Genomic DNA, 14,596 nt, shown 5'->3' with positions numbered 1-14,596 from the left:
TATTGAATATGAAAAAACAAGACCGTTTACACAAAATTATTTACAGGCCCTAATTAATTGTTGATGGTGTTGTAAAAAGTTGTCAACTGCTGCGTTGTGCTGCATCCTTTGTCACTGCGGCGTGCAGGAGGTATGCCGCATTTCTCAGGATCTGCGCACCTTGCATTTACGATTTTTACTTAACCATCTCATATAATGACTTTTAGAGATCATTAATTATTTATTGGTTCTTTTTTTTGTTGCTTTTTGTCTTGATGTCTACCTGTTGCGGCATGGACGTAGGGAGGTAAATGGTCTTTATGTCTGGCTTGCGAAATCGATGCCGCTACTTTGCATAGTGCTTATAAAAAAATATATGCCATACATCTGTGTCTGGTGGCGGTGCCTTAAAGACCAGACGCCCCCTTTTTGTAGGGTGGTCTATCTCCAATCTGAAGGCATGGAGCGCAATTGAGCCGTCAGGAAGGGGTTCTGCCGCCCCATATTTTATGTCTCCCAGGATGGGGCAACCCATGTGGGCGCATTGCGCCCTCAACTGGTGCGGGCGTCCTGTATCAGGTATCAGTTCCAGGAGATAGAGCCCGCCTTTTTCTTCAACAGTCCTCCACAAGGTGCGGGCTGGTCTTGCCAAGGGGTCGCTGAAGTCCTTCGGGAAGACCTGAACGAGGTTTCGGGTGTGATCTTTTTTGAGCATGTGTTCGAGCACCCCACTTCGGGCAGGGGGGATAGCCCTGGTGAGTGCAAGATATGTCTTGCGGATTGTGTGCATGCGCATCTGTTCCGAGAGACGCGATGCCGCCTTCGAGGTCTTTGCAAAACATACAAGCCCTGATACCGGGCGGTCGATGCGGTGTATCACACCAAGAAAGCAATTTCCAGGTTTGGACCCACTCTTTTTGATATAGCTTTTTGCCCAGTCCAGCAACGACGGATCGCCAGTTGAATCAGGCACGGTCAGGAGGCGCGCCGGTTTTGACAGCACAAGGAGGTGGTTGTCCTCATATATGATTTTTACTCCGGTCTTTTGTTGTAATGTCATACCATTGATGATATTAATCACATGACCACCTTAAAACAAAAATGGAACACTCTCAATGAAGGCCAGACATAAGCTGCCCAAGTCGATCCCATTGAAAGCAAATACTGTAAAGCCCCTTTTTCTGGAGAGGTACGCCCTTTTTGGTCTTTTTATCCTGGCCATCCTGCCGTTTCTCTTTTTCTCAAGATCTGTAAGCTGCACCTTCTACATCAGCAAATCAGCGATCTTCACCTGGGCATGGCTGATCTTTGGTATCCCATCCCTCTGGCTGTTAAGGGACGGTCGTGCGTTTGACAGATTAAAGACGCCCTTTTCCCTTTCAGTCTTGATTTTTGCCACGATGCTGGTCTTGTCCACTGTTTTTTCCATTACGCCACTTGTATCCCTTTTCGGCGTGTATGAAAGGCAATTGGGGCTCATGACGCAGATACAGGCCCTCGGCATGACATTTTTGACCATCATTATATTAAATGATGAAAAGAAGATATATCTTTTTGCCGATCTGCTTATTTTAGCAGGCGCCATAAACGCCGTAGTCGCAATCTTTCAATTTTTCGGCCTGGACTTTACCGGGTTTGATATCCCGTTGGGTACCCACGCCTATGGTCTTCAGGGTCAACCCGATCTCTTTGGTTCAGTAATGATGTTTACCATATTTCTCAATTTTGGCAGACTTTTTTCCAGTGTGAGCCCTGTCAGGCGTCTGGCGTTCGGGGTTGCGCTGCTCGTGCAGACCGCAGGCATCCTTTTCAGCCTGACAAGGGGTGCCTGGATAGGCTATCTGTCCGGCTTGTTGGTTTTTATCGTTATATTATTGAGTTTTTCAGACAGGGGGCGCAGAAAACACCACCTGAAATTTATTCTAATCGGTCTGGCGCTTTTGCTGATTATAAGTGCCGGGGCCGTATCGGTCTTCAGCGATTTTTTTGTCCCGAGGATCATGGGGCTGCTGCAAATCAAAGGGACAGCCGCAACCCGCCTGATATTGTGGCAGGAGACATTGAGATTTATATGGGACAACACCATTAATGGAAAGGTCTTCGGTGTCGGCCTGGAGTCGTTTCGGAGGGCCTTCATGCCCTTTAAGCCGCTGCACCTATCCCAGCTTGAGCCCAACGTAAACTATGACGACCCCCACAACAATTATCTTGGGATACTGGCAAAGATGGGCATAGCGGGGTTTTTGGCCTGGACCGCCATCTGGTTTCTTGCCGCAAGGTCCATCTTCAGGCTGTTCAAACAAGACCTTTTAAATGACGAGCGCGTGTTTTTGGCAGGGCTTACCGCCGGTCTCCTTGCCTATGCCGTTAACACGCTGACCATCTTTGACACCATTGTGTCTATGACGCTGTTTTATGTCTTCCTGGGCCTTATCGTTTCATTGAATAACATTGTTGCAGCCAGGGAAGATGTGCATAACGTTGCCGTTATCGAAGGAAAGGCCGGTACACCCTGGCCGTTCTTTGTCATTGTCCTTGTGATGTCTGTCCTAGTGGTTGTAAATGGCATATATTATTTCAAGGCATGGGCTGCCGATAATAATTTTCTTTATGGCCTTGGAAACATCAAGTATTATGAGGCGAACCAGAACGCCATGGCGCCTCCGGCCAGGCTTCAATTTCTGGAAACGACGCTTGCCCGCATGAATGCGGCGATGGCGCAAAATCCGATTGAATCCCATTATGCCGTCTATTATGCCCTTGCATCCAGCTATTATTATGACGTCTTGAGGCAGCAAAATCCCGATGCCGCCAAATATCAGTTAAACAAGGGGATAAAGTGGCTCCTTGTCTATAAAGACGTGACCTGGGAGCCTGAAAACTTCTATATAGCCTTGGCTGACGCGTATAACAAGCTGAACGACTTAGACAGCGCTGTCAAATATCTAAAGACAGGGGTTGATGATTGGGACCATCAGAATTTTTACATGAGATACAATCTGGCGATTATACTTGTAAGGCGGGCGGATCAAAGGGCGGCTGATGGGGATGCCGCAGGTGCGATGGCTGACCTCCACGAGGCCCTGAACCAGCTCAATAGAGGTAAGGCTGTAATCGCCCGGAGCGATGAGTTCAGACATGTCTATGGTCAGATGCTTGAGCTGGAGAAAAAGATCAGTGACAGATTGGTTGATATCAGGCGGCCGGGTTTGCCGTCCAGCCATTGATGACCCCTTGAAGCCATCGATCAGACCCGAAGCTGAGCGGGAGAATATTTTTGAGACAGGAGGTTGCCATGTGCAGATCGGCGCAATATAAAATTCATCCCATCGTAATGGGGACAAAGGTATTTGATAAGGGCATGATGACCTATCAATACGGATACGGCGAGCCTTACACTATCCCCATATATTGCTGGTATCTGGAGGGCGGCGATAGGAATATACTGATAGACACGGGAGAGATGAGTCCATTGCAATCCGAGGGCAGGGAAAGGGCCGTGGGTGGAAAGATTTACAGGTTTGAGGAGGGGTTGGGCCGATGGGGGCTGTCGCCCGAGGATATAGATATTGTCATACATACGCATCTACATAATGATCATTGTGAAAATGATTATAAATGTACTAATGCTACATTCTATGTACATGCAAAAGAAATGGAACGCATACACAACCCACATCCGCTCGATTTTCGATATAATGAAGAGTTCATATTGGATATCGAAAAGAACGGCCAGATAAAGACAATAACCCAGGATACGGAGGTCGTGCCAGGCATCCGTGTCATTCATACGCCGGCACATACCGATGGGGGTTTGACGGTAATGGTTGATACTGCCCGCGGCAAGGCGGTGATAACCGGATTTTGTCTGATAATGGAGAACTTCTATCCACCAGCAAAGATAAAGGCAATGGAGATGGAGGTCATCCCGCCCGGGACGCATGTCAATGTATATGAGGCCTATGACATCGTCTTGAGGGTGCGGGACATGGCGGACATCTTGTTACCGCTTCACGAGCCTCGGTTTGCTTCGATTGATACGATACCATGATGTATTTAACTTGTACGTAAAGAGAGGGGCCGGGGCGAGATGAGAGTTAAGGAGGGCTGGCGCCTCGGCCCTTTGGAACGAACGATGGTTATAAGGAGGCTGAAACGACATCAAACAGCATGTCAGGAGGGGTTGTCATGAGTTTAAGAAGGAGTTCTTCTTTTAATCTTTTCAGCCTGGCTCCTTCTTCTCTTGTGATTTTGCCTGCCTGCGCCTTGTTTTTTAATTCAAAAAATTCATCTCCACCAAAGATATCTTTTTTTGTCCGTACCGTTATAAATCTGCCGGTTGCCCTGTCAATAAAAGAGAATGTAGGGGTAATCTCTGCCATGCCTCTGTAGGATTGTCCTATATAGGCTACGTTGTCAACACCGGCAAGCCAGTCAAACAGCTCTTTGTGTTCCGCCTCCGGCGGGAACATCGATACAACAAACAGGTCGCTCGGGTTCACCACGGTATCCCCCCATAATTTGGCAAGGCCGTAGCTGGCCGCGCGCCATGCCATAATCCTGCCAGGGCATATTTCACCTGAAATCTCATAGACCCTGTCCAGGGAAAACTCAACAATTCTCCCGTTTTTCAATATCAATGGTGGCATCCAGAGGCTATTCGCTGCCCTATAGACCACCATCTTTGTCAAGGCCTTTTTGTCAAAGGTAATGAGGGATCGTTTGCCTTTCTCCGGGTAGCGATACATGTTTTCAACAGGTTTGAGGATCGATGGTATCTTGCTCCCGGTAAAATAGCCCTCACTCAGCATCACAGGTATCACATACGGTATCTTACCCTCGTTAAATATGGCGTGATAAACAACATCGCCAAGCTGAGGATCAGCCTTTTCGAAGAGATAGCCATGCCTTATGTCATCTCTTTCAAAACCCCATCCCTGGGCGCTTAGCGTCCTGTATAAGCGCCCCTCCAGGGAATTTGTTGCCCGCTCCCAGCCTTCCATACCTTCAGGGGTATCGCTTCCATGCATTGCTAAAATAGCGGTCTTTCGAGAAAATATATTTGTAAAACCAGTGGTTGCGTCCAACATTGCCACAATCTGTTCGGCCAGGGTCTCAACCAGGAATGGGTTGTCGTCAATAGCCCGCGTGAGCTCAACTTCACCGGCGGGATCGGCCTTTACAAGGTTTTCTCCACCTGGAGGGGTGTCCTTTAAACCGAGTATATATCTTATCTCTTCGATATGATTGGAATAAGAGGAGATAAACAAGGGCACCGCTATGATACGGTTTACGCCCCGGCTGTTTAGTTCATCCACCGCCCCTGGGATGTCGGGTTTTGTGGCCTCCAGATAACCAAGGGCCACCGGGCATGAAAACCTCTTCTTTAATTCTTCCGCCAGCGCTGAAACAGGGCCTGTCCATGTGGGATCGTCTGTCCCATGTGCTATAACAAGTATCCCGGGGCCCCTTTCAGTCTCCGCTCTTGCTGCAACAACAAAAGGAATAAAAATGGATAAAGCAATGGTCAGAATAAGACTGAATATTCTGGTTTTTTAGAAGACCTGTCATGGCTTAGACCTCCTCTTATTATTTTATTAAGTCGAAGACAGGGGCCCCTGAAATCCCCTCCCCTGTGGGTGAAAAAATGAATTCTTCGAGGCCCCTTGGGATCAAACGTCCTTAGTCACCATGTTGCCCTGCATGCGCCTCTTCGGTAGGTGCCGACAGGGGTGGGCCGAGCCTGTCTTCTCTGATCGCCTGCAAGACGTCCTTTATACCTATGCGTGGACCTTGATATATCTTGACCCCCTTTTTGTTGAGAAGCTCAAAGGGTTTTGGCCCGATAAGGTCGGTTACAAGGGCGTTTACCCCGGAATCGACAAGGATCTCCGCCGCCTTTACCCCGCGCCCTGTGGTCAGGGCCCGAGCCTGGTTTTCCCTTGCGCCCAAGACACCCGTGGCGGTGTCATAGACGAGAAAGTGGGTTGCTGTTGCAAAATGACGGGAAAAGACCGCGCCTTCATCCATGCCCATGGCCGTGATCGCTATCTTACCATTCATGACGTTTCTCCTTTTATTTATCGGGTCTCTTTTAATCCAATTGAGACAGTATGTCCTTTTTATCCGTTTTGTTTCCTTCTCCGGCCGGCAAGTACACAATTGCGCCTGCAATTTCTGCAGACAGCCGGCCTGGCCAAGCGTTTTGGTTTTTATGGCAATACATATCTACCCCCCTTTTTTTAATAAAAGACAGCCTAAAACTTTACGCCGGTCTCAACAGCGAACATGTATTTGTCGTCCTGCAGCCTGCCCTTGTCGTCTGAAAAGCCGTTGTCGGCATGGACGTAGGAGAGCTCGCCCCTTAAAAATACATTGCATGTGAGGTTGTAGGTGGGGGTGAATGTGACCGCATAGACGTCCTCCGCATCTGGGCTGTCAAGGTATATCCTGCTCTCCCCCTGATGGATATACTCAAGGCGGAGCGGGAATGAGAGCCTTTCAAGGGATGGGACTATGTAGAGGCTGGCGCCGATGGATGAGTCGTCCTTGAAGTATTTGTCCACCCTGCTGCTCCACCTCCAGTAGTCTCCGTTTACTGCCAGATACAGGCTTTTGAGGCCGTACAGGTCATCTATGGTATGGTCAATAACAATGCCCGTAAGGTGCCTGAGATCGTTCAGGTGGTAGTGGTATAGGCTCAGCCCCAGGCCGTTTACAGAGCCGTTTACGCCTACCTCCCACGAGCTTGAATCCTGTGCGCCGAGGCCCCTTGGCTCGCCGTATTCATTGAGATAGACATCGTCCGTGCGGTATTCGTCATCATCGAGCCTGTGCTTGAACATCGCGCCCCAGAGCTTCAGGTCTTCGCCAAAGGCATATGTCACCCTTGCGCCCATTGCATTATAGGGCTGCTGGGAGGCAAGCGCCCCTACAGTGACGTTTGGATTTTGAAAGGTATAGGTGCTCTCATAGCCTGAGTTGGGTTTTAAGAGACCTGTCTCTACGGAAAGGCCCTCCAGAGACCTTATGGGCTTCAGGTTTATCGAGGCGTATTCAATGCGGAAGTCCGGGGTCGTGTCATTGGGCGCATCAAAGACAGACGGGGTCGTAACGCCTCCAAGTCCGACGTTAAAACCAAGAAGCCCCCCTTCCATCTCGGACGAGAGGTCCAAAAGGAGGTTTGACAGGACGAAGTTGCTGCTCTTGTTACCTGGCCCCTCGTTTGTTGTAGAGAACCAGCCGCCGCTCACACCGCCTGTGATATTGAGGTTGTCCAGGTATGGGCTGACCAGCTTTACAATCTTTTTCTTTTCCCCTTCTTTCTCGGCGGCCCCTTCTTTTTCTCTGAGCTCTTCCTTTACCGTCTCCTGCCCCTCGCCCGCATCCTTTGCAGCAAGCCTTTCCTCAAGCTCCTGGACCCTTGTCTTCAAGGCGTCGAGGTCCTTTACCTTGGCCCTCAGCTCTTCAAGTTCTTTTCGTATTTCCTTGTCTTCAGTGTCCGCGCATACTATCCCGGCGGGCAAAAAGGTTAATAAAAACAGGATGGCTGTTATAAAAATCCATGCGCCCTCTCCTCCAAAACCATGCCTGAACAGATTTAAATTCCGTCCCATTTTAATTGGCCTCCTCTTAAATAGTATTTTTATAAAAAAAGTAACACAAATATAGCCCAATCAACCGCCAAGAGCAACCCCCGGGATCGGCAATGGATGATGTATCTCTGCTTTATAATCGAGGCGCCCCTGTCAGTTTTTCAAAACACCTTCTGAGGGTGCAGACGCCGGACGAATGATACCTGAATACAGGTATATCCTTGCCTTTTATCATATCCCTCGCCTCATTTTTGGCCTTGTGCGATATCTTGTTTGTAAAGATGACCAGGGCGTCCACGCCCTTGATCTTGGAACCCAGCCCGGTCTCAGATTTTGTAAACACCTTGAGGTTTATGCCGAATCTCTCGGCCTCGTTTTTGTATTGTCTCTCAAGCCTGTCCATGCCTCCTATCAGCGCTACGCACATAAAGCCTCACTCTCTAGTGGTCTGTAAGCGTAAAACCCCGAATCCAACCTATAACCTTGTCTTTTATTGCAAGGAGTGCCGCTGTGCATATAGGGTCCAGCTGGCTCCCGGAGAGCAGTGCGATCTCATCGAACGCCTTCTCCGGCGACATTGCCTTTCTATACGGCCTGTCTTGTATCATTGCCGAAAAGGTGTCGGCTACAGAGAGGATCCTGGCCCCGATCGGGATTTCGTTGCCCCTCAGGCCGGCTGGATAACCACCTCCGTCATATCTTTCGTGGTGGTGAAGCACCATGTCTTTGATGCCCCCTTTTTCTTTGAAACAACTCACCGCACCTATGATGGCGGCCCCTGTTTCAGGGTGTCTTTTTATGTATTGCCACTCCTCTTCGGTCAATCTCTCTTTTTTAGAGAGGATATAGTCAGGGACCCCAATCTTGCCGATGTCATGCAGGTGGCCTGCTATGTGGATCACATCGGCTTGCTGGGCTGTAAAACCTATCTTTAAGGCTATCATGTACCCTATCACCGCTACATGCTGCGAATGGTTATAGGTATGTCTGTCTTTAGCGTCTATGGCGTTTCCAAGCGCCTCGGCGAATTGATGTAGACTCACGCAGGCCCTGGTAACGCTAAGGGCCTGCGCCCCGATATCTAATTCACCCCAGTCTTCACACCACAACATTGTCCGTCCCCCTTCACGATATGAACAACCTTCCGCCCCAATAGACGATGAAAGAGACGACCCAGGCCAGGGCCAGCTCATAACCGATCATAAACAGCGGCCAGCGCCAGGAGTTTGTCTCGCGCCTTACGACCGCCACCGCGGCCATGCACGGGACATAGGTCAGCACGAACACCATCAGGGTGTAGGCGACCAGCGGGCTGTAAAACGGGTCTTTTTGAAGCGCCGTCTTGAGATCGTCCGCGCCCTCCTCTCCTGCGCCTACGCTGTAAAGGGTTCCGAGGGTGGCCACCACCACCTCCTTCGCGCCAAAGCCTGCAAACAGCGCCGTGCCTATCTTCCAATCGCCTAGACCTATGGGCTGCAGGAAAAAGGCGACCGCGTGCCCGATCCGGCCTGCAAGGCTCTGCTCAAGCTTCTTTTCAGCGAGCTCGTTTTCAAGGGCCCTGGTTTCGTTTTTGTCATGGGCCGCCTCGATCATGGTCTTATAGGTCTCCTCAAGCTGGGGATTTGCAGGGAAGCTTGAGAGAAACCACATCACTATCGATATGGCGAGGATGATGGTCCCAGCCTTTTTTATGTACAGCCATGCCCTCTCCCACATGTGGATCAATACCCCCTTGAGCGTGGGCATACGGTAGGGCGGAAGCTCCATCACAAACGGCGTGGCCGCGCCGGGCAGGAGATATTTCTTGAATATCTTCGCCATGGCTATCGCAAGGACAACGCCGAGGACATAGATGGAAAAGATGACGTGACCTGCGACATGCGGGGCGAAAAACGCCCCGGCGAGGAGCGTATAGACTGGAAGCCTTGCGCTGCAGCTCATGAGCGGGTTCACGAGGATGGTCACGATGCGGTCACGCTCGTTTTCAATGGTGCGGGTACCCATGATGGCAGGGATGTTGCAGCCGAAACCGATGAGCATAGGGATGAAGCTCTTGCCGTGCAGGCCGATCCTGTGCATCAGACGGTCCATGATGAAGGCCACCCTGGCCATGTAGCCTGAGTCCTCAAGTACGGCAATGGCAAGAAACAGCATGAGGACGTTCGGGACAAAGACCAGCACGCCGCCTGCGCCTGCAATGACGCCGTCGGTTATAAGGGATCTCAGATACCCTTCGGGCAGGATTGCGCCCACAAGGGTGGAAAGCCAATTGAACCCGCCCTCGATCCACTCCCCGGGCGGCCCGCCAAGGGTGAATGTGAGCTGAAAGACGAGCCACAGGAGCCCCAGAAAGATCGGGATCCCGAGCACGCGGTTTGTAAGCACCGCATCTATCCTGTCGGATATCGTATGGCGTATCTCGATGGTGGAGCGCACCGCCTCGCGGCATGCGCCAGAGATGAAGCCATACCTTTGGCCGGCGATGGCGGTCTCTGGGTGCTCTCCTGTCAATTTTTCAATACGCGCCGCGCCTTCCCTGACTATCCTGTCTAACTCAGGGGATCCGACCTTCTTTTGCACGTTTTTGTCGTTTTCCAAGAGTTTTACGGCCAGCCACCTTGCACCGTATCTACCTGCAACCCCCTGGAGCGCAGGGTCCTTTTCGATGAGCGTCTGTATCCTCTCGATCTCCCCCTCGATCTCGGGCCCATAGTCCACGACCTTGTCGCGCCTGGGTCCTTTTGAGCCGGCCATGGATACGGCCACGTCCAAAAGCTGTTCTATCCCCGCCCCTTTATTGCCGATTGTCTGGACGATAGGGGCGTCAAGGAGCCTTGAGAGCCTTTCAATATCAAATTCATACCCGCGCTCCCTGGCTATGTCGCTCATGTTGAAGGCCAGGACAAGCGGAGCGCCAAGCTCCATGATCTCCACGGCAAGATAGAGATTTCTCTCCAGATTGGAGGCGTCGATTATATCCACCACCACATCCGGCCGTTCATCAATTATCGCGTCCCTGGCCACCACCTCATCCTCTGAATAGGCCGTAAGGCTGTAGGTACCCGGGAGGTCGATGACCTTGATCTCATGACCACCATGCCGGCAAAGACCTTCTTTACGCTCAACGGTCACGCCCGGATAGTTTCCGACATGCTGCCTAGCGCCCGTCAGGTTGTTAAAAATGGTAGTCTTTCCTGAATTTGGATTGCCCGCAAGGGCTACTGTAATCTTCGGTCCCATTCTTTATCCCTCACCCCATTTTTTTGACTGGTTTTTTATTTAGGTATGGCATAAAATTTTAGTTTTAACGAAACAAAGGTACAAAAAAATTATCTAACTATAATCTTCTGTGCCATCCCGCGGCCCAGCATCAACCTAGATCCATTAAGTCCTATTACTACCGGCCCATTCGCGAGGTTTTGTATCATCTCGATCTCGACACCCGGTATGAGTCCGAGGACCGACAACCGACTTCTTAGCTCGCAGCCGGCCTTGACCCCTAAGAGTCGCACCCTTTTGCCATTTTCAACCATTGCAAGCGACATGACGATCTTTCCTCCATTTTTACTTATTCTTATTCGATCAATTCCACTTCTATCGATTCCGCGTCGTCTTTACGAAGGGAGAGGTGGTATCCCTTGACCTTGACGTCCACCGGATCGCCCAGCGGGGCAACGCGTTCGACCTCTACCAGAGAGCCAGGGGTTATTCCCATTGCCGCAATCCGTTTGTTTGTCTCACCACGGCCCCTGATCTTTATGACCCTGCCTTTCTGGCCAGGTTTCAATGCCTTTAGATTGGTATTGGCCATCGATTTTTTACCCCCTTGTTGTATATGTTTTTTTACAGCCTCCAGGGTCGTGGAGATACACTCTTCACAGTTTTCGTGGGAGCGGCCCTGGTCGCAGTAATAGCCAAATCCGGCAAGCCATTTTGTCCCTCCCCTGGGGCATGTCTCAACAAACTCTATAAACTGGCTCAGCCGTTCCAGGATGACCTTTGGGATCGCGTGTTCCATCTGGCAGGCGGTTTTGTCGGCGATCCCATAGTCCACTGCCAAGACGTTTACAAAGAAGTCCCGCAGGACTTCATGGCGTCGTACTATATCCTTTGCGACGGCCTTGCCGCTCTGGGTGAGCGTGACCAGGTCATGTGGGGCATAGTTGATCAGCCCCTTGTCTGCCAGGGCACGAAGTGCACCAGTAACGGATGAGTTGCCGACCTTGAGCCGTCTGGCGATGTCTTTGGGTCTGGCCGCCTGTTTTTCTGTAATGATGTGAAAAATGCCTTCCAGATAGTCTTCAAGGCTTGCGGTCAAGGTGTCTGCGGCGATCATAAATTACCCCCTTAAAATTTTCTTTTGCCTGAAAATATACGCTTTGCCGAATATTTTGTCAAAGGATTTTCAACTGGACCCCCTGCAGCTATCCGGTAAGCCCTTTCAGTCCCTTGATCTCGTCCCTTATCCTGGCCGCGCGTTCAAAATCAAGGGCCTTGGCCGCAGCCTTCATCTCTTTTTCAAGGGCCTTTATTCTTGCTTCAAGATTGATCCCGCCGTCGATGCATCCAAAGACCCCATCCTTTGTAAGATCGGTATTTCTCCGTTCATATTCATACATTGAGGATAGAGCGTCCCTTGCCGTTTTGCTTATGGTGAGCGGGGTGATGCCGTGGGTCTTATTGTACTCCATCTGGCGTCTCCGCCTCCTATGCGTTTCTGACATGGCCCTTTTCATGGATTCCGTGACCTTGTCGGCATAGAGGATCACCATGCCTTCACTGTTCCTCGACGCCCTGCCAGCGGTCTGGATTAGCGAGCGTTCGGAGCGTAGAAACCCTTCTTTATCCGCATCGAGCACCGCCACAAGGGAGACCTCTGGGATGTCAAGGCCTTCTCTCAAGAGGTTTATTCCGACAAGCACATCAAAGTCTCCACGCCTTAGACTTTGGATGAGGCGCGCCCTCTCGACAGTCTTTATGTCTGAATGCAGGTACTCGACCCTTACTCCGACCGATGCATAATATTCGGTCAGGTCCTCGGCCATTCGTTTTGTGAGGGTGGTGACGAGCACCCTTTCATTCCGCTCAACCCTCTTCCTGATCTCGTAGAGCAGGTCGTCTACCTGGGTGCTGGCAGGTCTTACTTCCATTATAGGGTCCAGAAGACCGGTGGGTCTTATGATCTGTTCGACGACGTGCAGGCCTGCCTTCCCCAGCTCATAGGGCCCAGGAGTGGCCGAGACATATATGACTTGGCCTATCGCCTTTTCGAATTCATCGAAGCGAAGAGGCCTGTTGTCGAGGGCGGAAGGGAGCCTGAAGCCGAACTCCACCAATGTCTCCTTTCTCGATCTGTCGCCGGCGTACATGCCGCCGATTTGCGGTATGGTTATATGGCTTTCGTCTATAAAGACCAGAAAATCTCTGGGGAAATATTCGATGAGCGTCGGGGGTGGAACACCCGGCGCCCGGCCTGAAAGGTGCCTTGAATAGTTCTCTATCCCGTGGCACCAACCTAGCTCTTGAAGCATCTCGAGGTCCAGATTTGTACGCTGCTCCAGGCGTTGGGCCTCGACGAGTCTGCCCTTGGATTCAAAGAACATGAGCCGTTCTTCAAGCTCGGCCTTTATGCCGAGTATCGCCTGTTTAAGCTCGCCTTCAGTAGTGACATAATGGCTCGACGGGTAGATGACCGTGTCTCTCAAGGCGCCGATGGTCTTGCCTGTGAGGGAATCTATGAGACTTAAGGCCTCGATTTCATCCCCGAAGAGTTCAACCCTTACGGCACGTTCTTCTTCGTGGGCAGGGAATATGTCGATTATGTCGCCCCTTACCCTGAACGTACCCCGGTGAAAGTCCACCTCATTTCGTTCATAGAGCATGGCGACGAGTCTTTCGATGATGTATTCCCGCGGTCGGTTATCGCCTATACGGAGGTATAGCTGCATCTTTTCATATTCCTCAGGGGGGCCGAGGCCGTAGATGCAGGAGACGCTTGCGACTATAATGACGTCCCGCCTGGTAAGGAGCGAGCGTGTGGCGCTGTGCCTGAGCCTGTCTATGAAGTCGTTTATGGCCGAGTCCTTTTCAATATAAGTATCGGATTGTGGGATATAGGCCTCGGGTTGATAGTAATCGTAGTAGCTTACAAAATATTCAACCGCATTTTCCGGGAACATGGCCTTGAATTCACCGAACAATTGGGCAGCCAGGGTCTTGTTTGGGGCGATCACCAGGGCCGGTCTTTGCATCGAGGCGATCACATTCGCCATAGTGAAGGTCTTGCCCGATCCGGTTACGCCAAGGAGCACCTGGTGCTTACACCCCCTTTTGAGGCCGTCAACGAGGTGCTTTATGGCCTCAGGTTGGTCTCCGCACGGCTGAAAGGGCGATTGTATTTTAAAAGGACGTATTTTTTCTGGCATTAAAATCCCTTGTAGTCTTTAAAAGATAAGACTACTATTTTAATCTTTTAAGCCAGAAGATGAAACCATAGGGGAAGGTCATGTCTGAAAGAACAAAAAGGGTTCGCGTCAGGTTTGCGCCGAGTCCGACAGGATATCTCCACATAGGGGGTGCAAGAACGGCTATCTACAATTGGATTTTCGCCAGAAAGCACAAGGGGGATTTTATTTTGCGTATAGAAGACACTGACGCCGAGCGTTCGACTGCGGAATCCATCGAGGGCATATTGGACGGGCTTAGGTGGCTCGGGATCGACTGGGATGAGGGTCCGTATTTTCAGTCAGCCAACATAGATGCGCACAAGAAGGCCGCGATGAGGTTGATTGAGCTTGGTCATGCCTACAGGTGTTTCTGTACCAAAGAAGAGCTTGATACAAAGCGCGAGACGGCGAAGGCATTAAAACAACCCTACAAATACGACCGCACATGCAGGGATTTAAGTCCTGCGAAGGCGGCTGAAATGGAGGCAAGGGGTATTCCGTACGTTGTCCGTTTCAAGACGCCCGATTCGGAAGACACTCTTGTTTTCAACGATCTTGTCTATGGCCCGATAGAAA

The 14,596-nt window shown here is 50.8% G+C and carries 13 protein-coding genes; 3 read left to right on the top strand and 10 right to left on the bottom strand.

The window, feature by feature from the left end; genetic code table 11:
• Positions 1-325: 325 nt before the first annotated feature.
• A complete protein-coding gene (locus ACP5SG_RS07270) occupies positions 326-1,039 on the bottom strand; it encodes an RluA family pseudouridine synthase (protein WP_428123164.1) in 714 nt (237 codons plus the stop codon).
• Positions 1,040-1,094: 55 nt separating this feature from the next.
• Here ACP5SG_RS07270 and ACP5SG_RS07265 point away from each other — a divergent pair, with 55 nt between their 5' ends.
• Together ACP5SG_RS07265 and ACP5SG_RS07260 are read left to right on the top strand one after the other, a co-directional pair.
• Entirely contained in the window at positions 1,095-3,206 is a 2,112-nt protein-coding gene (locus ACP5SG_RS07265; RefSeq protein WP_428123162.1) for an O-antigen ligase family protein, read from the top strand.
• 68 nt (positions 3,207-3,274) lie between these two features.
• Entirely contained in the window at positions 3,275-4,030 is a 756-nt protein-coding gene (locus tag ACP5SG_RS07260; protein ID WP_237889040.1) for an N-acyl homoserine lactonase family protein, read from the top strand.
• An 88-nt stretch (positions 4,031-4,118) separates the two neighbouring features.
• Here ACP5SG_RS07260 and ACP5SG_RS07255 read toward each other — a convergent pair whose 3' ends face one another.
• The 9 genes from ACP5SG_RS07255 to uvrB all read right to left on the bottom strand — a co-directional run bounded on the left by ACP5SG_RS07255 (position 4,119) and on the right by uvrB (position 13,999).
• On the bottom strand, positions 4,119-5,429 hold the full coding sequence (locus tag ACP5SG_RS07255) for a sirohydrochlorin chelatase (RefSeq protein ID WP_428123166.1): 1,311 nt from the start codon (positions 5,427-5,429) through the stop codon (positions 4,119-4,121).
• A 232-nt stretch (positions 5,430-5,661) separates the two neighbouring features.
• Positions 5,662-6,042 carry a NifB/NifX family molybdenum-iron cluster-binding protein gene (locus ACP5SG_RS07250; protein ID WP_237889041.1) on the bottom strand — a complete coding sequence of 127 codons (381 nt, stop codon included), beginning with the start codon at positions 6,040-6,042 and terminating at the stop codon, positions 5,662-5,664.
• 194 nt (positions 6,043-6,236) lie between these two features.
• Positions 6,237-7,595 carry an outer membrane beta-barrel protein gene (locus tag ACP5SG_RS07245; protein ID WP_428123159.1) on the bottom strand — a complete coding sequence of 453 codons (1,359 nt, stop codon included), beginning with the start codon at positions 7,593-7,595 and terminating at the stop codon, positions 6,237-6,239.
• 112 nt (positions 7,596-7,707) lie between these two features.
• The gene (locus tag ACP5SG_RS07240) at positions 7,708-8,001 is read right to left on the bottom strand and encodes a DUF2325 domain-containing protein (protein WP_237889043.1); all 294 of its coding nucleotides are present in this window, start codon (positions 7,999-8,001) and stop codon (positions 7,708-7,710) included.
• A 13-nt stretch (positions 8,002-8,014) separates the two neighbouring features.
• Positions 8,015-8,686 (bottom strand): HD-GYP domain-containing protein, encoded by a 672-nt coding sequence (locus ACP5SG_RS07235; protein ID WP_428123157.1) that lies wholly within the window; start codon positions 8,684-8,686, stop codon positions 8,015-8,017.
• Between the two features lie 13 nt (positions 8,687-8,699).
• Entirely contained in the window at positions 8,700-10,814 is a 2,115-nt protein-coding gene (gene feoB, locus ACP5SG_RS07230) for a ferrous iron transport protein B (RefSeq protein WP_428123155.1), read from the bottom strand.
• Positions 10,815-10,903: 89 nt separating this feature from the next.
• Entirely contained in the window at positions 10,904-11,119 is a 216-nt protein-coding gene (locus ACP5SG_RS07225; RefSeq protein WP_424661718.1) for a FeoA family protein, read from the bottom strand.
• Between the two features lie 29 nt (positions 11,120-11,148).
• Positions 11,149-11,910, bottom strand: a complete 762-nt coding sequence (locus ACP5SG_RS07220) for a DtxR family transcriptional regulator (RefSeq protein ID WP_237889048.1) — start codon at positions 11,908-11,910, stop codon at positions 11,149-11,151.
• A gap of 88 nt (positions 11,911-11,998) precedes the next feature.
• Positions 11,999-13,999, bottom strand: coding sequence for an excinuclease ABC subunit UvrB (gene uvrB / locus ACP5SG_RS07215; RefSeq protein WP_428123149.1), 2,001 nt, complete (start codon positions 13,997-13,999; stop codon positions 11,999-12,001).
• A gap of 80 nt (positions 14,000-14,079) precedes the next feature.
• On the opposite strand from uvrB, the gene ACP5SG_RS07210 reads away from it, so the two are divergent.
• Positions 14,080-14,596 (top strand): glutamate--tRNA ligase (locus ACP5SG_RS07210; protein WP_428123146.1); only part of this gene is annotated, 517 nt, incomplete at its 3' end.

This window comes from Dissulfurimicrobium sp. (genome assembly GCF_049968175.1).
Classification (GTDB): Bacteria; Desulfobacterota; Dissulfuribacteria; order Dissulfuribacterales; family Sh68; genus Dissulfurimicrobium; species Dissulfurimicrobium hydrothermale.
Note: the sequence above shows the minus strand (reverse complement) of the source record. Positions and strands in the feature narration are given on the sequence as shown.